This is a genomic window from Oscillospiraceae bacterium (assembly GCA_015068645.1).
Classification (GTDB): domain Bacteria; phylum Bacillota; class Clostridia; order UMGS1840; family UMGS1840; genus SIG452.
The window spans coordinates 64745-86092 of sequence record SVKD01000004.1 but is presented as its reverse complement, the minus strand read 5'-3'; the positions used below and the strand labels follow the sequence as shown (position 1 = coordinate 86092).

The window sequence follows — 21348 nt, the reverse complement described above, 5'->3', positions numbered from 1 at the left end:
GAACGAAATGGTAAAAAAACTGATTCTGTTAATTCTTTTGATAACAATCTCAGGAATCCATACAGGTTGTACAAAAGAGAATGAATTAGGAAATCTTTCTGTGGTAACCGGGTTATTCTTGGGTGAAAATCAGAACCGATATATCCTCATTGCAGATTGCATGAACTTCTCCAACGAAGAAAATGGAAAAGAAAGTAAGTCGATTCGGATAACCGCATCCTCTTTGCAGAAAGGCTTTTCTTCCTTAAAAAAAGAATCCCAAACTCCATTGTATTTTTCCCGTACCAAAGTTTTACTCTTAGACAAAAAAATTTCAGAATCAAAAAGAGACGCTGTTTTAGAAGAATTGCTGAACTGCCGGATTGTCCCGGCTGATATTTCTATTTTAAAAGCAGATTTCTCAGAAAAAAAGCTTCTATCCGAAGAAGGAACCTCCTTTGGTTTAACCATTGACGAGCAACTAAACAAAAACAATGATGCCGATTTTTGCAAACTGTATCAACTGGTGAAAAGCGATAACGAAATAAGCAATGAAATTCCGGCGGTATCATTATCTGAAAACGGATTTTATATAAAAACTCAAAACTCCAAATAAGAAAGAAGGTATCCTATGAAATTGACTGACCGACAAGGTTTTTCGTTAATTACTGCATTCCTGTTCGGCAACGTATTATCAGGAATCGGCGGGAACGGCAGCGGACCTAAAACAGGATATCTTTCTGTATGGCTCAGTTTTGGAATTTTTGCAGTGCTCACCCTGATGTTTCAAAAACTTACAATCAAACATAGTGCTCATGATTTTTTTTCATTGACCCATCAGCTTTTTGGCAAAATCGGCAATCAAATTTTTTTGGTTTTTGTGGCGATTTTCAGTTTTTCTGCAAGTTTTTTAAGCATCACAAACTATATGGATTTTATTCAATTTTCCGTAACCACAAATTTTCCCGTTACCATAGGATTATTTTTTATGTTACTTCTGACTGCTTATCTTTGCTTAAAGGGCATCAAAATCATGGGAAGATATGCAGAGATTATTCTTCCGATCGTGATAATTTCAGTGATTTTATTGCTGACTCTCGGGGTAAAAGAAATTCGGAATATTACGTTACCTCTCCCCTCATCTCCCACTCAGTTTGCAAAACAGGGATGGCAGATTTTTTGTTCTCCTTTTTCTGAAATCACATTTTTATGGATTCTTTTTGACCACTTGCAAAACCCCGAACACATCGGGAAACTCTCTCTCAAATCCGGGCTTATTACCACCATATTATTTTCCTTGGTTTATCTTTTCAATGTCAATCTGCTGGGAGAAAATTTACTGCAAAAAATCAGGTTTCCAACTTACTTTTCCGCCTCTTTGGTGGAAGTTGGAATTGTGGTGGAAAATGCCGAATCTTTAATAACCCTTTCCTACTCTTTTTGCGATATTTTATACGGTGCTCTTTGTCTTTTTGTTGGGGTAAAAGCAACTTGTAAATTGTTGGAAACTGTTGGATTTTCTACTCACAAAACAAAAAAAATAACAGCATTTTCAGCTGTTATTTTCCTGTTTCTATTGTATATTTCCGGATTGATTCCAACCGATTTATCGACTTATTATCCGGCAGTTTCGCTTTTGTTTCTGCCGTTTACGGTAGGTGTCCCACTGCTTTTATTCTTTCTTGGAAAAAATCAAAAAAGCAGTTCATTTTCTAAAAAACTGTAAAATTTGTTGCCTGATACCACAAGATGGTCCCGAACACGAATATCTATGGTGTTTAATGCTCTGGTAATCAACCTGGTAGTATCCATATCCGCACCACTTGGAGCAAGATTTCCACTGGGATGATTATGAGCTAAAATCACCTGTTTCGTCTTCGGAAATTTCAAAGCTTCTTCCACGATTCTACGTGATTCCACAGTGATTTCGTTCACAGAACCTTCCGTGATTTTGGTATACGAAATCACTTTATTGTTATTATTTAAAAAGATAGCATAAAACACTTCATTTCGGTGTCCGGAAAACAAATGAATTACAAAATCTCCAATTTCTTGGGTAGTTGTTAATATTTGAGTTTCTTTCAACTTTTCTTTCTCGAGTTCCCGAATAATACATTTCACCAATGTAATCAGTGCAGCTGTATTTTCTCCCACACCGGGAATTTTACTAAGTTCACCGGGGCTTGCTTCAAATACCGTAGAAAAATTGTTCCCATAGTAATTCAAAATGGTATGTGCAAGCTCATTGGTATCTTTTCTTGGAATGGAATAAAACAACAGCAATTCCAAAAGCTCGTGCTGACAAAGATAATCAAACTGAGAAGAAAGCAATTTGGAACGAAGTCTCTTCCGATGACCATCATGCACAGTGCTTTGTACCGCTTTTTTCTTAGGCTCTGTCATACAGGTTATTACCGTCTTTATCAATTACCACGGTTAAAGATAAATCTTCCACTTCTAATCTACGCAGTGCTTCTGCTCCTAAATCTTCATAAGCAATCACTTCTGCTTTTTTGATAGATTTGGAGATTAACGCACCTGCGCCACCGATTGCAGCAAAATAAATACCTTCATTACGTTTTACCGCATCGATAACATCCTGGTTACGAAGACCTTTTCCAATCATACCCAACTGACCTTCATCCAGCAGAGTGGGAGCATACTTATCCATACGGTAGCTGGTGGTAGGTCCGCAAGAACCAATTACTTCACCCGGCTTCGGAGGAGTGGGACCTGCATAATAAATGATTGCATCTTTAATATCCAAAGGTAATTCTTCCCCTGCTGCCAAGGCATCGGTCATTCTCTTATGAGCAGCATCTCTGGCGGTATAAATTACGCCGGAAAGCAGAACCATATCCCCTGCTTTTAAGTTTTTGATTTTTTCAACTTCTGAAGTGTGCAATTTGATTTCCATACAATTTTTCCTTTCTCAGTCAGTTATTACTTCGACAGCAGAATCTCAGGAAGTTCGGTTGCATCTTCCAGAATATAATCTGCTCCCATATTTTCAAAAAAAGTGCGGGCATCCTTGCCGTCTACCCCGGTTAACACAGCGCAGAATTTACACCCTGCATCATGTGCTGCAATTAAATCACATAGAGCGTCTCCCACCACTAAAACATGGCTGAAATCTCGTTTGTTTTTTATAGATTCCAACGAAAACTCTTTCCCCAAAGCTCCCTTTACAAACTGAAACGGATGGGGTTTTACAAATTTTTCATCGGAATGATATAATTTTTGATATTCATTTTGCCAAAACAGAACGTCATCATAGCTAACAATTCTTTCTTGATCAAAGCAGTCAAAAACTCCCCAATTTTTCAAAGGGCGTTCTAATTCCTGACGTGGTCGTCCGCTTCCAATGCCTAAGGTATATCCTGCATTGTGAAGTTTTTTTAATAAAGTTTGAGTTTCAGATAACCCCAACAAAGGTTCTTCCAAATCCACTAACCCTATATTTCCTTTTTCCATGGGTAACTTCTCGTGATAGCAAGCCATATAACCATCATCCCCAAGATACCAATGCTGAAATTTTTTTACAATTTCGTCGTAAAATTCGCCACCCTTTCTGGCATAACCCTCAGGGTAGTTGAAAATTTCTTCATATTCCTGCGCCAACACTTCCAAAAGCTCAGGTGCCAAAATATTTTTATCTGCCAAAAACTCAGGAACCATGCCAAAGATTTCTTCGTCTTCAATTCCCTCGCTTTTTAAAATATCAGTAGTTAAAATCACCGCATACGCCAAATCCCAATTGGAATTTAGTCCCAATGATTTTAAAGTAACCACAGTTTCCTGATACGAAAAAACAGTATCCATAATGGAATCCACTTCTTCATAACAGAATTCACTGTTCAACTCCAGATCTTCGTGAAAATACTCATATACGGTTAGTGCTGCCGCCTTCCAATAGGCTTGTTCGCCGGTAATCACACCGTCTAAATCAAACAGTACAGTGCTAAACTTCCCGGAATGCCCGTCGTCCATAATATTTCTCCTATCTTTTTAAGATGATTTATAAAAAATTATTCAATGACAAAATCTATTTTTCCTGCAACGCCTGAAGTTAAGCCAATTCTGGCTTCATCACAATACAAGGCATTTTTCAGACAAATACCAAATGCGCGGTAAATCGCTTCGAAAATATGATGCATATTGGTGCCTTTTCTTAAATTGATATGTAAGGTTGCCTGTGCTCCTTGCGCCACACCTTCCAAGAACACAAATAAATCTTCGGTAGCTACTCCTTCGGTTGTGTCTGCAAGTTTTCCTGCATCATTGGTAAAATTAAAATAAGCACGGTCTTCAAAGCTGATTGCTGCTTCCGCATATGCTTCGTCAATAATACCAATACCGTCACCAAAACCGGTAACGCCGGAGGCTGCATTTTCTGATACATAGGTTTTCAGAGCTTTCCCGAAAGCGATGCCCAAATCCTCAAAAACTACATGTGATAATACAAAAGTATTTAAGCAAACATCGGTTTCCACAGTAATCCCTGCCCGATATGCAATATGTTCAATCATATGATTTAAAAACGGGTAAGGTGTGTTGATTTTCTTGCGATAATCTGCTGCAAGTGCACGAAAATCACAAGCTACCTTCATATTGGATTCAGTTGTGGTACGTGTTACGGTGACAGTAGTTTTCATAAGGTTTTTCCTTTCTTTCATATATTCATAGAATATACATAAATGGTATTATAGCACATTGTGAAAAAAAAATCAAGTCCTAAATTTCTGAGAATCCTTTAAGATAACATTCCAAAAAACTCTTCCTCGGTCAGAATGGTAATTCCAAGATCCTGGGCTTTTTTCAATTTACTGCCTGCTTCCTCTCCTGCTAAAACGTAATCCGTCTTTTTAGACACAGAAGAAGATACCTTTCCACCGTTATCTTCAATGATTTTTGATGCTTCGCTACGATTTAAGGTGGGCAACGTTCCTGTTAAAACAAACGTTTTATTTAAAAAGATTTCAGAAACGCTTTCGTCCTGATATTCCATATTAACACCCTGCCCACGAAGAGCTTCCACCATCTCACGGTTGGATTTTAAAGCAAAAAATTCCACTACGCTTTTTCCTGAAATTTCACCAATTTCAAAGATACCCGTAAACTCCTCCAATTTGGCATCCATAACAGCAGACATATTCTTAAAGTTTTTGGCTAAAATTTTACCTGCTTTTTTCCCAATCTGACGAATTCCTAACGCAAAAATCAAACGGGATAAGTCGTTTTGTTTGGAACGTTCAATGGCAGAAATTAAATTTTCAGCAGATTTCTGTCCCATTCGTTCCAAAGAAGCAATATCTTCTGCACGAAGAGTATAAATATCAGAAACTTTTTTGATTAAGTTGCTTTCCAGAAGAAGGTTTACCACCTGGGGCCCTAATCCTTCAATATCCATCGCATCTTTAGATGCAAAATGCACGATATTTCTTAAAATCTGTGCAGGACATTCCACATTGGAGCAGCGGATTGCAACTTCATCCTCTATACGAACCACTTTGGCTCCGCAAACAGGACAAATATCAGGCATTTCATATATCACTTCAGAACCGTTTCGTTTTTCGGGAACGGATTCAACCACTTCAGGAATAATGTCTCCTGCCTTTCGCACTCGAACCGTATCACCGATACGAATATCTTTATCGCGGATATTGTCATAATTATGCAGGGTTGCACGTCTTACTGTGGTTCCTGCCAGACGGACAGGTTCCAGCTCCGCATTGGGTGTTAAAACCCCCGTTCTTCCCACCTGAATAAAAATATTAGTCAGTTTCGTTTCCTTAATTTCGGCAGGATATTTATAAGCAATCGCCCATTTAGGGAATTTGGAAGTTTCCCCCATTTTACTACGAGAGGAAAATTCATCAATTTTTACTACCGCACCGTCAATATCAAAGGGTAAGTCTTCTCTCATATCCCCTAATCTTGTGATTTCCGAAAAAACATCTTCCATCTTGGAAAACAAATTATAGTAAGGACTCACAGGGAATCCCATTTCTTTTAAAAAGGTTAAACTTTCGCTATGAGAAGAAAAAGTTTTTCCTTCACATAACTGCAAATTAAACACAAAAATACTTAGCTTTCTTTCTGCGGTGATTTTGCTGTCTTTTTGACGAAGAGAACCTGCCGCTGCATTTCTGGGATTGGCAAAAGGCTTTTTCTCCAAGATTTCCTGCATCGCATTTAATTCTTCAAACACTGCTTTTTTCATATAAACTTCCCCACGGACACAAAGGTAGGGAATCTTTTCGGGTAACACTTTGGGAATTTCTTTAATTTCCATCAGGTTGGCAGTGACATCTTCTCCCACAACACCGTCACCACGGGTTGCACCACGAACAAAAACGCCATTTTCATATTCTAAAGAAACAGAAAGCCCATCTATCTTCAGTTCTACCGCATACTCATAGGAATCACCCAAAACATTTTGTACCCGCTCATCAAACGCAGAAAGCTCCTCGTAGGAAAAAGCATCTTCCAAACTCTGAAGCGGTATTCTATGTTCCACAGGACTAAACACATCACTTGCCTTCCCCCCAACTCTTACTGTGGGAGAATCGGCAGTGCGAAGATGAGGATTTTCATCTTCCAAAATTTCTAATTCCCGCAAAAGTTTATCATAGGTAAAATCATCCACCACAGGACTGTCTTCATTATAATAGCAATCGGAATAATAACGAAGAAGGTCCCTGAGTTCTTTGATTCTATCTTCTGCCTTCATATGGGGCAACACTCCTTACAGCACTTATTTCAAACTATCGTAATCCACAAAGAAATTACATTTCATCACCGGTTTTACAATAATGGAACTATCAATTTTCTGGCGCATATCACGAGATAATTCGCTAGTATTTGCCGGAGGTAAAAACATAACTGCCACAATGGCAAAACATGCCACAACAAATGATGATCCTGTTAGCAACATGCCCGCCCATTGATTGATTTTACCAAGCACGGGAATACGATTGATAAATTTTGTCGATTTTTTCAAAATAAACAACACCAACCGCAGCAAGAAGAAAATGATAATAATACTGATGATATTAATAATTACAGCAGAAACCCCTTCTGCCATCTTAGAAGTTAAAAGTTCCACGGTAGTTACTTTATAGCGCTGAAACAAATCAGGCTGGTTTACACTTTTCGCAACATATCCTTGCACACCGGCGAGCACACTGCTATGTACCATATTATATAAAGGTGTCTTCGTTAACACAACCGCAAACGCAGGATAAAACAAATATCCTCCGAAAGCAGATAAAATAATGCTGACAAAACCCACTAAAGCACTGGCAAATCCTGAGCGATAACCCAGATAAAGAGCAATTGCCAAACCTACTACAAAAATAAAATCCAACATAAGAATTCTCTCCTTTCTATCTAAAGCCTATGTCAAAATTACTGAAGAGTCATTTCACCATACCCCATTACAGCTACACGATTCTGGAAATAAGACACATGGTGAATATCATAATCCATTACTTCGCTTTTTATAATTTTACCGCGTTTGGTCACATTGAAAAATTCTTTTCTTGTATGAACTACAAATTTATCATCCGCAATGTCTCCAATTTTTACAAAAGCGGTCAATCCGAACTGTGCAGTTCGTTTTCCGTTCAAATCGTATACTTCACACTGATAGGTATCCACGGTATCTCCACCGAAACAAAGCAAAGCTGAACCATCAGTAAAATAATCAAACGTTTTTAATTCCCGATTGGACACATCACAAATCAAATCAGCTTTTTCACCGTCTTCCAATAAATAAAGTCCGTTAGCACACAATACATAGATTTTATCTTTTACATAAGAAACAGATGCTCCCACCTGATTATCCACAACCTGCCCTTTTACAGGCTCCGGGTTGTCCATTTTGAAAAACAATACTTTCGCAGTAACACCAGTTTCTGAAATTTCATTGGTAAGAACCGCCATCGTATCATTCTCCGGATTGATGGTGGCATCCACCACATATCCTGTTCCGGAATACCAGGTGAATTTTTCATTTCCGTACATATCATACAGCTTTACTGCAGATTTACTTCCATCTTCATCCACAATCACCACAAAATCACCATCAGCATTCATTCTTGCGCGAATAATCTGTCCGTTAAAATTAAAGGGACTCACAATTCCCGTATCATCATACAACAAAGCAGAAGTTCCGCGAATGTCATAAACCAAAATACTTTGGTTGCTCTTTTCGAAAATCGGTTCAGTCATTGCTTTTAAAAACGGTGCAATGGATGAAGCAATCTCAGATTTTGCATCACGGCCCTTGATATCCACTGCTTTGACTCCATCAGATGTAGTGAAATAATAGGTGTCTTGTAAATAAATACCACAAGGATGCTCATTGGCTGTGTAATGAACGGTTTTGGCAGGTGGGTAAATGGGAAACACCTCAATATGATACAGATAGGTTACTCCCAACAATATCACAACTATCCCAACAATCATCCAAATCCATTTGGATTTTAGAAAATTGGTGTCTGTTGTTTTTGTAAGACGTAGTTTTCCTTCTTCCTGTTGTTCGTCAACATTCGTCGTTTCTTTATTCATTGCGACTCGGTCCTTTCATCTAATTCATAGTATACGTCGTATAAATACAAGCCGTAAGGCGGAACGGTCATTCCCGCATCGGTACGATTTTTTTCAGCAATAATCTTACCCAGTTCTTCCTTGGTCATCTTGCCAATTCCGATCTGAATCAGAGTCCCAACGATAATGCGCACCATATTATACAAGAATCCGTTGGCACTGACACGGATTTCAATTTCGTCATCCACAGGAGTAACGCTTAACTCCATCACATTTCTGACGGTTGTTTTTACCTGTCCTCCTGATGCCATAAAGCAACGGAAATCCTTTTCTCCGATAATGACATTGCAGGCATCCTGCATTTTTTTAATATCCAGCATAATGGGATAAAAATAGCTCCTGCGGAACCGAAGTGCTTCGGGATTCCGCTTATTTAAAATCCGATACACGTAGGTTTTGTATTTTGGAGAAAAGCGGGCGTGAAAATCCTCGGGAACTTCCCGACAGCATCGCACCGTAATATCATCAGGAAGCAGAGAATTCATCGCCAATACAAATCGGTCACAAGGAATGGGAGACTCGGTTTTCACATTAAAATAGTAACGGATGGCGTGAACCCCTGCATCGGTTCTGCCGCAACCTGTAATACGCAAATTCTCGCTTGTAAGAATGTTGAGTACCCGTTCCAACTCACTCTGAATCGTAATCTGCCCATCCTGACACTGAAAGCCGTGATAATTGGTGCCATCATAGGAAATCTGAAACAGTAAATTCCTCATAAAATTCCTCCCAAAAGATTTAAGGAAAGAATTCCCGTGAAAGCAACTGCAAAAATCAAAAATGCAACAGTGTCTTTTTTACCGTAATGAAGTGCGTTCATTTTGGTACGGTTTTCTCCCCCGTGATAGCAACGGGATTCCATAGCAACCGCCAGTTCATCCGCACGGCGGAAAGCAGAAATAAACAAGGGAATCAAAATAGGAATCAATGCTTTTGCACGTTTTAAAATATTCCCTTCGGATAAAGCAGCACCTCTTGCTTTTTGCGCTGCCATAATTTTGTCGGTTTCCTCAATCAAGGTAGGAATAAAGCGAAGGGCAATGGACATCATCATTGCAATTTCATGAGCAGGTACTTTGATTTTCTTTAACGGTTTTAATAAACTTTCAATCCCGGCAGTTAAGGTAATAGGAGTAGTGGTGTAGGTTAAAAAGGATGTTCCCAACACTAAAAAAACCACTCGAAACAACATCAATACCGCCATTGAAATTCCTTCTTGGGTAACCTTGAGTATTCCCCACTGCCACAACACCTTACCGTCTGTCATAAACAGGTTGAGCAGTGCGGTAATTGCCATCAGAACAGCCAATGGTTTTACACTTTTCAGCATATACTTAAATGGAATTTGAGAAACTTTTGAAAGAAGCACACAGCCTACGCCAAGTGCCAAAAAACCCCAAAAGTTACCGATAAAGAAAATGGCAACAATGTACGCTAAGGTGAGTAATATTTTTAATCTCGGATCTAATTTATGAACCACCGATTCTGACGGGTAATACTGCCCGATGGTAATATCTTTTAACATGATTTGCCTCGTAATTTTAAAATTTCTTTGATTGCATCCTGCACGGTAAAAATGTTTTCAGCAATATTGATTCCCTTTTCACGGAGTTTTTGCACCATATCGGTAACCTGAGGTACCGAAAGTCCCACTTTTTTTAGTTCACCTGCGTGAGAAAACACTTCCGCCAATGTTCCCGAAAGCATCAGCTCCCCTTCATTTAACACAAAAAGTCTGTCGCAATATTTAGCAACATCTTCCATACTGTGAGACACTAAAATTACCGTCATTCCCATATGCTTATGGATTTTTCGGATACTGTCTAAAATTTCGTCTCTGCCTTTGGGGTCAAGCCCTGCAGTGGGTTCGTCCAGAATCAAAATCCCCGGTTCCATGGCAAGAACTCCTGCAATCGCCACACGACGTTTCTGTCCGCCTGAAACGGCAAAAGGCGATTTTTCCGCCATAGACAACGGCAAGCCTACCAGCTCCATCGCGGTGCGCACACGCATATCAATTTCTTTTTGGGATAATCCCATATTGGAAGGACCAAATGCAATGTCCTGATAGATGGTTTCCGCAAACAACTGCTGTTCGGGATACTGAAATACCAATCCCACCTCAAAGCAAAGACCTTTGGTGTCCGCATTTTTTCCGGTTATCACACGGTCTCCCACAGTAATGGTACCGGAAGTTGGCTTTTCCAAACCGTTTAACTGTTGCACCAAGGTGGATTTACCGCTGCCGGAATGTCCGATCAGACCAATAAATTCTCCGCTTTCCACCGAAAAAGAAATATCTTTTAGTGCATGCTTTTCGTGGGGAGTGTCAGGCGAATATATATAAGATAAGTTTTCAACTTTTAATTTCACAATGATTCCTCGTTCTTATAAAACTTTCGTAATCTGTTCCACAAATTCGTCCACAGATAAAATACAGCTGTCAATGGGAACACCTGCTTTATGCAGTTCGTGGGATAATGCGGTAATCTGCGGAACATCCAAGCCTGTATGCTTTAAAATGTCATACTGAGAGAAAATTGCCTTTGGAGTACCGTCTAACAGGATTTTTCCTTCTTCCATCACCACGATACGGTCAGCTAATGCAGCTTCATCCATATTGTGAGTAATCAGTACGGCGGTGATGCCGTATTCACGGTTTAAACGCTGAATGGTTTCCACCACTTCCCGTCTGCCCTTAGGATCAAGCATGGCAGTAGGTTCATCCAGCACAATCACAGAAGGACGCATAGCAACTACCCCTGCAATGGCAACTCTCTGTTTCTGTCCCCCTGACAAATGATGAGGCGACCACAAGCGGTATTCATACATACCAACGCATTTTAAGGCTTCATCCACTCTTTGTCTGATTTCATCGGGTGCAATTCCCAGATTTTCAGGTGCAAAAGCAACATCATCCTCAATGATGGAGGCAACCAGCTGGTTATCAGGATTCTGAAACACCAGTCCGCAACTTTTACGGATTTCTAACAGAAGGTCCTCGTTTTGGGTATCCATATCGGATACATACACCCTTCCCCCTTCAGGAAGCAAAATGCCGTTAAAAAGCTTTGCCAAGGAAGATTTCCCGCTGCCGTTATGTCCTAAAAGTGCGGTAAAACTTCCTTTTTTGATTGTAAGATTTAAGTTATTGAGAACAATTTTCGTGCTTTCTTCATAGCGAAAAGTTAAGTTCTCTGCATTAATAATATCCATTCTCTTTGGTTCCTTTTTTTCTGAAAATACCAAAATACTAAAATACTAAAAAGAATCTGCTTGCCATCTTGCAGTGGAGCCACAGGGTAAGTATAAACCGGAATGTTTTGCCTGAAAACCAATTTCATCTGCGGTTACTTTCCCACCGAATTTTTTGGTAACGGTTAAATTTAAGATGTTTTCCATAACGGTGTTGGAAAGACCGGTGGTGTAACTGTTAATGATGAAGAACAGCGGTTTCTCAGTTAAGATGCGAGATGCAAGTTCCACCAATTCAAAAATTTTATCTTCAATTTTCCAAAGTTCCCCGTTAGGGCCTCTGCCGTAGGACGGAGGGTCCATAATGATGGCATCGTAAGAATTACCACGTTTGATTTCTCTTTCCACGAATTTATAGGCATCGTCCACAATAAAACGAACTTTGCCGTTTTGATTTAAGTGATTTAAATCCACATTTTCCTTTGCCCAGGTGACAATGGATTTTGCCGCATCCAAGTGGCACACACTTGCTCCCTCTTTTAAGCAGGCAACGGTGGCACCGCCGGTATAAGCAAACAAGTTTAACACCTTGATTTCCCTGCCGGATGCACGAATCATATCACGAGCAAAATCCCAGTTGACTGCCTGCTCGGGGAACAACCCTGTATGTTTAAATCCTGTGGGACGTACTTTGAATTTCAAATCACGGTACAGTATCTCCCAATGTTCGGGCAGTTTTTTAAAATATTTCCATTCGCCGCCGCCTTTTTTGCTACGAAAATATTTGGCGTCAATATTTTGGGAATATTTTCCGATTTCACCATGTTTCCAAACCACCTGCGGGTCGGGACGAAGGAGCTTCACGTCCTTCCATCTTTCCAGCTTGTAGCCGTCATCAGCTTCCAATAATTCAAAATCTTCCCAATACTCTGAAATCCACATAATTTATCCTCATTTTTCTGTGTTTAATCTATCAAAATCTAAAAATGGACATACTTTAATCAATTTTATCATAAATGCTATGTTTTGTCAAGGTTTTAAGGGCGGAAAATGGCACAAAAAAAAGCCTCCCCTGTGTAAGGGGAGGTTGGTTTTGCCTCACAAAACTCGGAGGTTATTTATTTGTAAAACCACATTGAAAATTATTTTACATAATATAAACCAAAATCATCAAAAGACATATCGAGTTCAATCTGCATATGAACATCCATCAATCTCAAAGTGGCATTCAACAATCTGACGTACTTTTCATCAGGAAAAGTATTAATTCCCTCTACATAAGGCTGATTCGCTTTCGGATACTCAGCGTACAATTTGTATTGCTCTCCTTCTTGAAAATAACTTTGGGAATAATATAGAGATGAGTTGCTATCGGGAGAAATCGTAATCATAGCCGTTTCTTTAAAATCTCCTTCGTACAAAAAAAACAAGCTAATTTGATCCTCGATATAGTCATAAGTAAACAATATGGAATATTGATTATCATCGGAATAACAAAAAACATAATAGCAGTCATCCTCGTAAGATATACGACCTTTACTCAAAATATTATCTTTCAACTCATTGTAAGCAGTCATATTTACGTTGGGCAGTGTGATTAAAACTGTTTGGGTCGAACCATCCCACTCAACGTTCATATGAAATGCTTCAGAAATAGCTCTAACAGGAACTAAAGTTCTTCCATCGATAATACAAGGTGCTGTATCTAACTCAATTGGATTTTGCTGATTAATTCGAATATTTGGGATTCCGATTGTAAGTTTCACGGTTACATCGTCTCTGGCAGAAGTTACTGTCTGAGTTTCTTGATCCCATTCTACTGTTGCTCCCAATTCTTCAAAAATTGTTCTCATGGGAACCATTGTTCTACCGTTGATGATTTGCGGTTGAACATCAAAAGCTAGTGCTTTTCCATTAAGTTTGACAGTAATACCACTGTCTGCAGACGCCGTCAAACTGATCGACATAGAGAGTATAAGTAGCATACTCAAAACCAATGCTGTGATTCGTTTCATCATAGAAACCTCCTTAAAATAAAAAATGTGTGACTTCAACCGAAAATAAGCTCGCATTTTTACCAAAATAAAGATAAAAATACCAGATTTATTATTTACAATTTTTGATGAAATCAGAATCGCTATTCAATTTTAGATTATGTGACAAAAACAGTATAACACATACGATAATAATTGTCTATACTTTTTTCAAAAAATACCAAAATAATTCTTGCTTTATTTTCTTTTCTATGATATAATAGAGTGTAAAAATTTGTGAAGAGGTGAAATTGAGTGGCAGAAGAAATTTACGGCAACGAGAGTATATCCAAATTAAAAGACGAAGAACGAGTACGTCTTCGCCCTGCTGTTATCTTTGGTTCGGATGGGATTACCGGTTGTCAACACTCTATTTTTGAAATATTATCCAACTCCATTGACGAGGCAAGAGAGGGTTACGGGAAGAAAATTGAAATTACCCGTTTCCGTGACCAGTCTGTGGAAGTGAAGGACTACGGCCGTGGAATTCCTTTGGATTACAATTCCAAGGAAGATACCTACAACTGGCAGTTGGTATTCTGCGAATTATACGCAGGCGGGAAATACAACAATCAAGGTGGCGAAAACTATGAATACAGCTTGGGCTTAAACGGTCTGGGCGCTTGTGCAACCCAGTATGCTTCCGAATATATGAGTGTAAGAGTTGTCCGTGACGGATACCTTTACTCTTTGGAATTTGAAAAAGGAAAAAATGTGGGTGGTTTAAAGAAAGAACCCACTTTGGAAAAGAAAACAGGTACCGTTATCAAATGGCGTCCTGACTTGGAAGTGTTCACCGATATTGATGTGCCTTTGGAATACTACATCAACACCTTAAAAAAACAAGCGGTGGTAAACTCCGGCATCACTTTCATCTTAAAGGATGAAATGGAAAACGGAAAATTCCAGGAATATACCTTCCTCTATAAAGACGGTATCACCGACTATGTAAACGAGCTGACCACTGATAAAGCGCTCACTCAGGTACGCACCGTTTCTGCAGAACGTATGGGACGTGACCGTTCGGACAAGCCGGAATACAAAGTGAAAATGAATTTTGCTTTCTGTTTTAACAACGAAGTGAATCTCATTGAATACTACCACAACTCCAGCTTTTTGGAATATGGCGGTTCTCCCGAAAAAGCAGTTAAAAATGCTTTTGTGTATGCCATTGATAACTACATCAAGCAGACCAATAAATACAAAGCAAACGAAGCTAAAATCACCTATAATGACGTGTTTGACAGTCTGATTTTAGTTTCCAACTCATTCTCCACCATTACCTCTTATGAAAACCAGACCAAAAAAGCAATTACCAACAAGTTTATTCAGGAGGCAATGCAGGATTTCCTAAAAGAACAATTGGAAATCTATTTCATTGAAAATAAAACCGATGCCGAAAAAATCGCAGAACAGATTTTAGTCAACAAACGTAGCCGTGAGCAGGCGGAAAAAGCAAAAGTCAACATCAAGAAAAAACTGTCTCAAGCGGTTGACGTGGTAAACCGTGTGCAGAAGTTTGTGGATTGCCGTACCAAAGATGCCACCCGTCGTGAGTTATACATCGTGGAAGGTGATTCTGCATTGGGGTCCTGTAAACAAGGGCGTGATGCAGAGTTTCAGGCGATTATGCCCATCCGTGGTAAAATCTTAAACTGCTTAAAAGCAGGTTACGACAAAATTTTCAATTCCGAAATCATCACCGACTTAATGAGAGTGCTTGGTTGCGGCGTGGAAATCAAATTAAAAAATCAGAAAGATATGTCTGCATTTGATTTGGAAAAACTTCGTTGGGACAAAATCGTTATCTGTACCGATGCCGATGTGGATGGATTCCAGATTCGTACTTTGGTTCTGACCATGCTTTATATTTTAACACCTACCCTTATCGAAAAGGGAAAAGTGTATATTGCAGAGTCTCCCTTATATGAAATCAACTCCAAAGAAAAAGGAACTTTCTTTGCTTATGATGAGAAAGAAAAGGCAGACCATATCGCTTCCCTTTCCGGCAAATACACTCTGCAGCGTTCCAAAGGGCTTGGTGAAAACGAACCTGAAATGATGTGGCAAACCACCATGAATCCCGAAACCCGTCGGTTAATCAAGGTAATGCCCGAAGGCATGATTGAAACCAAAGAAACCTTTGAGCTTCTGCTTGGCGACAATCTGCAAGGCAGAAAAGACTATATTCAGATGCACGGCAAAGAATATTACGAATTCTTAGATATCAGTTAATTCTTTTAGCATTTGTGTTTTTAACTATTTTCTTATTTATTCAGTATCAAAAGAAGGAGTGAACCCCTTTGAATCATAGAGAACAGCCCATTACCGAGACCTTACGAACCAACTATATGCCCTATGCCATGAGCGTTATCATTTCTCGTGCCATTCCGGAAATAGACGGTTTTAAGCCTTCTCACCGAAAGCTGTTATACACCATGTATAAAATGGGATTAATCAATTCCCAGCGAATTAAATCTGCCAATGTTGTGGGCAGAACCATGCAGTTAAACCCTCACGGTGACGCTGCCATTTATGAAACGATGGTACGTCTGACCCGTGGGAATGAAGCACTGCTTCATCCCCTTGTTGACTCCAAGGGTAACTTCGGGAAAGTATATTCCCGCGATATGGCGTATGCTGCATCCCGTTATACCGAAGTAAAATTAGACCCCATCTGCAGTGAACTGTTTCGTGATATTGATTCCGACACGGTAGATTTTGTGGATAACTACGACGGTACCATGAAAGAACCCGTTCTTCTGCCCGTTACCTTCCCCACTGTTTTGACAGGCGCTAATCAGGGTATCGCAGTTGGGATGGCCTCCAACATCTGCTCTTTCAATTTAAGAGAAGTATGCGATGCTACCATTGCCTACTTAAAAGACGAGGATGCGGATGTTTATGAAATTATCACCGCACCTGATTTCCCCACCGGCGGAACCATCATCTGTGACCCTGAAGCCATGAAAGAAATCTTAGCAACAGGACGTGGCTCCTTTAAAATCCGTGGGTCTTACGAATACAACAAAAAAGAAAATGTTATCGAAATCAAGGAAATCCCCTACACCACCACCATTGAAGCAATCATTGATAAAATCGTGGAAAATATCAAGGGTGGAAAATTAAGTAAAGAAATTGCGGATGTCCGTGACGAAACCGACTTAAAAGGCCTAAAGATTGCCATTGATTTAAAACGTGGCGTGGATCCGGATGCCCTGATGCTGAAGTTATATAAAATGACTCCTCTTCAGGACACCTTCGGCTGCAACTTCAACCTGATTGTAAACAACGAACCTGATGTGTACGGTGTGGGCGGAATTATATGCGAGTGGTCAAAATTCCGTATCAACTGTGTAAGACGCCGATTACTCCACAATATCAAAAAGAAATCCGATAAGCTGCATCTTTTGGAAGGGTTAAAGAAAATTCTTCTTGACCTTGATAAAGCCATTGCCATTATCCGCGGCACCGAAGACGACAGTATGGTTGTGCCAAACTTAATGGCAGGATTCCAAATTGATGAAATGCAGGCAGAATTCATTGCAGAAATCAAATTAAGAAACTTAAATAAAAAGTATATCTTAAACCGCATCGCCGATGTGGATGATTTGAAAAAAGAAATCAAGGATTTAAAATTCGCCGTTGAACACGAAGAAGAAATCAAAAAAATCATTATCGGCGAATTAGAGAAAATCAAAGAAAAATACGGTATTGACAGAAAAACTGCCTTTGTTCCCGAAGGTGATGTGGAACATTACGAAGCCAATGCCGCAATTGAAGATTACAATTTGAAACTCTTTATCACCAAACAGCATTACATTAAAAAAATTCGCTTGACTTCCTTGAAAACGGGCGGTGAACATAAGTTAAAAGACGGCGATAAAGTGCAAATTGAAATCGATGAAACCAACCTAGGCGAGATTCTGGTATTTACCAACAAGTTTAATGCATACAAACTGAAAATCCACGAAATTCCCGATACCAAATTATCTAACTTCGGGGATTATCTCCCCTCTTTACTCGAAATGGAACCTGATGAATTACCCGTTCAGTTATTCACCACAGGTGACTACAAAGGCTTCTTCCTATTCGTGTTTGAAAATGGTAAAACCGCTAAGGTACCTGTATCCGCTTATCAAACCAAGACTAACAGAAAGCGTCTGATCAAAGCGTTTTCCAATGCATCTCCCGTGGTTCGTATCTTTAAACTTCAAGAAGATACCGATTTGGCGCTCTTCTCCAATATGGATAAAGCGTTGGTGATAAATACTTCTTTAATCAACTTAAAAACCACCCGTGATACCATCGGGGTGCAGACCATGAGATTGAAAAACGCCAAAATCAAAAAAGCGGCTTTGTTATCTGAAACCCGCATTAAAGAACCTGAATATTACTTTGGCAGAACCATTCCGCTAAGCGGTTGCTCTATGCGAATGGAAGACAAAGGATTTAAACAGTTGAAATTATTTTAGAGAAAAGGAAATAAAACTATGAAGCTCGGAATCGTAGGACTTCCCAACGTGGGAAAATCCACCTTATTTAACGCAATCACTAAAGCAGGTGCAGAAGCACAGAACTACCCCTTCTGTACCATTGAACCCAATGTGGGTATCGTAACCGTTCCCGACCCTCGTCTGGATGTGTTAACCAAAATGTATAACTCCAAAAAGACCGTTCCTGCCATTATTGAATTTGTGGATATTGCAGGCTTGGTAAAAGGTGCCAGCAAAGGCGAAGGGTTAGGAAACAAATTCTTATCCCACATCCGTGAAGTGGACGCAGTGATTCATGTGGTAAGATGTTTTGAAAACACCAACATCGTACACGTGGAAGGTTCTGTGGATCCTGCCCGTGATATTGAAATCATCAATATGGAACTGATTTTTTCCGATTTAGATTCCATTGAAAGAAGAATTGACCGTACCACAAAAATGTTAAAAGGTGACAAAAAATATCAGGCAGAGTTGGATTTGTTAAAACATTTAAAATCCGAAATGGAACAAGGCAAAACCGCCCGTGAAGTTGGTTTATCCGATGAGGATAAAGAACTCTTAAAGGATTTATCTCTCTTAACTTTAAAGCCCGTGATCTACGCTGCTAACCTTTCCGAAGAAGATTTGAAAAACGGTGGCGAAAATAATGAATACTTTAAACTCTTAACCGAACTTGCCAAAAAAGAAAATGCAAGCGTTATTCCCGTTTCTGCACAAATTGAAGCAGAAATTTCTGAATTGGATGACGAAGAAAAAGCAATGTTCTTAGAAGAATTAGGCTTAGAACAGTCAGGGCTTGACCGTCTGATTCAGGCAAGTTATTCGCTCCTTGGTTTAATTTCTTACTTAACCGCAGGAGAACCTGAAACCAGAGCCTGGACCATTGTAAAAGGTACCAAAGCGCCCGGTGCTGCAGGTAAAATCCATTCTGACTTTGAACGTGGCTTTATCCGTGCAGAAGTAATCGGCTATGACGAGCTGATTGAAGCAGGTTCTATGACCGCTGCAAAAGAAAAAGGTTGGGTACGAAGCGAAGGAAAAGAATATGTGGTAAAAGACGGCGACATTATTTTGTTCCGTTTCAATGTATAAAGGAATTTTGTTATGTATCAGTTATTAAAACAAGAAAATGATGCACGGCGCGGTGAATTTAAAACTGTTCACGGAACCATTCAGACTCCCGTGTTTATGAATGTGGGAACTGCTGCGGCTATTAAAGGTGCGGTGTCTGCTCTGGATTTAAAAGACATCGGTTGTCAGGTAGAATTATCCAACACCTATCATCTGCATCTTCGTCCCGGAGATGAGGTAGTGAAAAAAATGGGCGGCTTACATAAATTTATGAATTGGGACCGTCCTATCTTAACCGACAGTGGCGGATTTCAGATTTTCTCCCTGGCAAAACTCCGTAAAATCCAGGAAGAAGGAGTAACCTTTGCTTCCCATATTGACGGACGCCGTATTTTTATGGGACCCGAACAGTCCATGCAGATTCAGTCTAACTTAGGTTCCACCATTGCTATGGCGTTTGACGAATGTGTGGCAAATCCGTCTACTCACAGTTATGTGGAACGTTCTGCCGCTATGACCGTTCGTTGGCTACAGCGTTGCCAGAAGGAAATGGAACGCCTTAACTCCCTGCCCGACACCGTGAATCCCAACCAATTGTTATTCGGTATCAATCAAGGTGGTATTTATGACGATATCCGTGTGGAACATATGAAACAGATTGCCGAAATGGGATTGGATGGTTACGCGATCGGCGGACTTGCCGTTGGTGAAACCCACGAGGAAATGTATCGTATTATTGAAGCGGTAACTCCCTATATGCCCAAGGATAAACCCCGCTACTTAATGGGCGTTGGTACCCCCGGCAACATTTTGAATGCGGTGGCAAGAGGGGTGGATTTCTTCGATTGCGTTATGCCTGCAAGAAATGCACGTCACGCTTCTATCTATACCAAAAACGGCATTATGCATCTGATGAACAAAAAATATGAAACGGATGAGCGTCCCATTGACGAAAACTGCAACTGTCCCACTTGCCGCAATTTCTCAAGAGCCTATATCAGACACTTGTTCAAGGCAAAAGAAATGCTGGCAATGAGACTTTGCGTGATGCATAACTTATATTTCTATAACGAACTGATGGCAGATATCCGTCATCACATTGAACAGGGCACCTTCACCAAATTCTATTTAGAAAAGGCACCCATCTATGATAGTCCGATTCAGGAATGAGGAACCGATTATGGCAGAAATGAATAAAAAACATTTTAACGAAAATGAAAGAATTGACGATAAAATCGAGGGAAGAAACCCGGTGTTGGAAGCTTTAAAAGCAGATACCGAAATTGATAAAATCTATGTGATGAATCATTTCAAGGACCCGATTTTATATCAGATTGTGAAACTTGCCAACCAGAAAAAAATCCCTGTTTCCCGTGTGGAAAAAGGAAAGCTGGACCGAATGAGCGAAGTAAAAAACCATCAGGGTGTTATCGCATCGGTTTCTCAGGCAAAATATGTATCCGTGGAAGAAATTCTGCAGTCTGCTTATGAAAAAGGCAAAAATCCTTTTTTGGTTATCTTAGACGGCATTGAAGATACTCATAACTTAGGTGCTATCGTCAGAAGTGCCGAATGTGCAGGTTGCGACGGTGTGATTATTCCCAAACGACGTGCCGCAGGGGTAAACAGCGGTGCTTACAAGGCATCTGCAGGTGCGGTAAACTATATGAAAATTGCCAGAGTGACCAATTTAAATTCCACTATTTTGGAATTAAAGGAACAGGGCGTTTTGATTGTAGGAACGGATGCATCTGCCAATATGTCATACAAAGATCCCGACTTAACTGTTCCGTTGGCTATTGTCATCGGCTCCGAGGGGTATGGTATGAGTGAGCATGTGAAACAAAAATGCGATACCTTGGTAAGCCTTCCCATTTTAGGACAGGTAAACTCACTAAACGCCTCCGTTTGTGCCGGCATTATGATATACGAAGCATTAGACCAGCGAATGAAATAAATCA

20 protein-coding genes are annotated in these 21348 nt (G+C 39.9%); 7 read left to right on the top strand and 13 right to left on the bottom strand.

Annotated elements, in window-relative coordinates; translation table 11 throughout:
• The first annotated feature begins 7 nt into the window (after positions 1-7).
• Together E7413_02660 and E7413_02655 are read left to right on the top strand one after the other, a co-directional pair.
• Positions 8-595: a hypothetical protein gene (locus tag E7413_02660; GenBank protein ID MBE7018763.1), complete on the top strand. Its 588-nt coding sequence runs from the start codon at positions 8-10 to the stop codon at positions 593-595.
• Positions 596-610: 15 nt separating this feature from the next.
• A complete protein-coding gene (locus E7413_02655) occupies positions 611-1705 on the top strand; it encodes a hypothetical protein (GenBank protein MBE7018762.1) in 1095 nt (364 codons plus the stop codon).
• Here the strand turns inward: E7413_02655 and radC are convergent.
• The 13 genes from radC to E7413_02590 all read right to left on the bottom strand — a co-directional run bounded on the left by radC (position 1672) and on the right by E7413_02590 (position 13868).
• Positions 1672-2382 (bottom strand): DNA repair protein RadC, encoded by a 711-nt coding sequence (radC, locus tag E7413_02650; GenBank protein ID MBE7018761.1) that lies wholly within the window; start codon positions 2380-2382, stop codon positions 1672-1674. The genes E7413_02655 and radC overlap by 34 nt on opposite strands.
• A complete protein-coding gene (locus E7413_02645; GenBank protein ID MBE7018760.1) occupies positions 2369-2896 on the bottom strand; it encodes a Fe-S-containing hydro-lyase in 528 nt (175 codons plus the stop codon). The genes radC and E7413_02645 overlap by 14 nt, the downstream gene beginning before the upstream one ends.
• A gap of 26 nt (positions 2897-2922) precedes the next feature.
• Entirely contained in the window at positions 2923-3969 is a 1047-nt protein-coding gene (locus E7413_02640) for an HAD family hydrolase (protein MBE7018759.1), read from the bottom strand.
• Positions 3970-4007: 38 nt separating this feature from the next.
• Positions 4008-4655, bottom strand: coding sequence for a hypothetical protein (locus E7413_02635; protein ID MBE7018758.1), 648 nt, complete (start codon positions 4653-4655; stop codon positions 4008-4010).
• Positions 4656-4732: 77 nt separating this feature from the next.
• On the bottom strand, positions 4733-6712 hold the full coding sequence (gene ligA, locus E7413_02630) for an NAD-dependent DNA ligase LigA (protein MBE7018757.1): 1980 nt from the start codon (positions 6710-6712) through the stop codon (positions 4733-4735).
• A gap of 24 nt (positions 6713-6736) precedes the next feature.
• Entirely contained in the window at positions 6737-7351 is a 615-nt protein-coding gene (locus E7413_02625) for a CvpA family protein (protein MBE7018756.1), read from the bottom strand.
• Between the two features lie 38 nt (positions 7352-7389).
• Positions 7390-8553 carry a hypothetical protein gene (locus tag E7413_02620; protein ID MBE7018755.1) on the bottom strand — a complete coding sequence of 388 codons (1164 nt, stop codon included), beginning with the start codon at positions 8551-8553 and terminating at the stop codon, positions 7390-7392.
• Positions 8550-9311 carry a tRNA pseudouridine(38-40) synthase TruA gene (truA, locus tag E7413_02615; protein ID MBE7018754.1) on the bottom strand — a complete coding sequence of 254 codons (762 nt, stop codon included), beginning with the start codon at positions 9309-9311 and terminating at the stop codon, positions 8550-8552. Before truA ends, E7413_02620 begins: the two co-directional genes overlap by 4 nt.
• Positions 9308-10117: an energy-coupling factor transporter transmembrane protein EcfT gene (locus E7413_02610; protein ID MBE7018753.1), complete on the bottom strand. Its 810-nt coding sequence runs from the start codon at positions 10115-10117 to the stop codon at positions 9308-9310. The genes truA and E7413_02610 overlap by 4 nt, the downstream gene beginning before the upstream one ends.
• Positions 10111-10965: an energy-coupling factor transporter ATPase gene (locus E7413_02605; protein ID MBE7018752.1), complete on the bottom strand. Its 855-nt coding sequence runs from the start codon at positions 10963-10965 to the stop codon at positions 10111-10113. Before E7413_02605 ends, E7413_02610 begins: the two co-directional genes overlap by 7 nt.
• Before the next feature lie 15 nt (positions 10966-10980).
• Positions 10981-11808 carry an energy-coupling factor transporter ATPase gene (locus E7413_02600; GenBank protein ID MBE7018751.1) on the bottom strand — a complete coding sequence of 276 codons (828 nt, stop codon included), beginning with the start codon at positions 11806-11808 and terminating at the stop codon, positions 10981-10983.
• Positions 11809-11853: 45 nt separating this feature from the next.
• The gene (locus E7413_02595) at positions 11854-12729 is read right to left on the bottom strand and encodes an SAM-dependent methyltransferase (protein ID MBE7018750.1); all 876 of its coding nucleotides are present in this window, start codon (positions 12727-12729) and stop codon (positions 11854-11856) included.
• Between the two features lie 200 nt (positions 12730-12929).
• Complete coding sequence (locus E7413_02590; GenBank protein MBE7018749.1) at positions 12930-13868, bottom strand: copper amine oxidase N-terminal domain-containing protein; 939 nt, start codon at positions 13866-13868, stop codon at positions 12930-12932.
• 207 nt (positions 13869-14075) lie between these two features.
• On the opposite strand from E7413_02590, the gene E7413_02585 reads away from it, so the two are divergent.
• From E7413_02585 to rlmB, 5 genes are all read left to right on the top strand, one after another.
• Positions 14076-16055 (top strand): DNA topoisomerase, encoded by a 1980-nt coding sequence (locus E7413_02585; protein ID MBE7018748.1) that lies wholly within the window; start codon positions 14076-14078, stop codon positions 16053-16055.
• 116 nt (positions 16056-16171) lie between these two features.
• On the top strand, positions 16172-18295 hold the full coding sequence (locus E7413_02580; protein MBE7018747.1) for a topoisomerase IV: 2124 nt from the start codon (positions 16172-16174) through the stop codon (positions 18293-18295).
• Positions 18296-18313: 18 nt separating this feature from the next.
• Positions 18314-19408 (top strand): redox-regulated ATPase YchF, encoded by a 1095-nt coding sequence (gene ychF, locus E7413_02575; protein ID MBE7018746.1) that lies wholly within the window; start codon positions 18314-18316, stop codon positions 19406-19408.
• A 12-nt stretch (positions 19409-19420) separates the two neighbouring features.
• On the top strand, positions 19421-20557 hold the full coding sequence (gene tgt / locus E7413_02570) for a tRNA guanosine(34) transglycosylase Tgt (GenBank protein ID MBE7018745.1): 1137 nt from the start codon (positions 19421-19423) through the stop codon (positions 20555-20557).
• Between the two features lie 19 nt (positions 20558-20576).
• Entirely contained in the window at positions 20577-21344 is a 768-nt protein-coding gene (rlmB, locus tag E7413_02565) for a 23S rRNA (guanosine(2251)-2'-O)-methyltransferase RlmB (GenBank protein ID MBE7018744.1), read from the top strand.
• Positions 21345-21348: the final 4 nt, after the last annotated feature.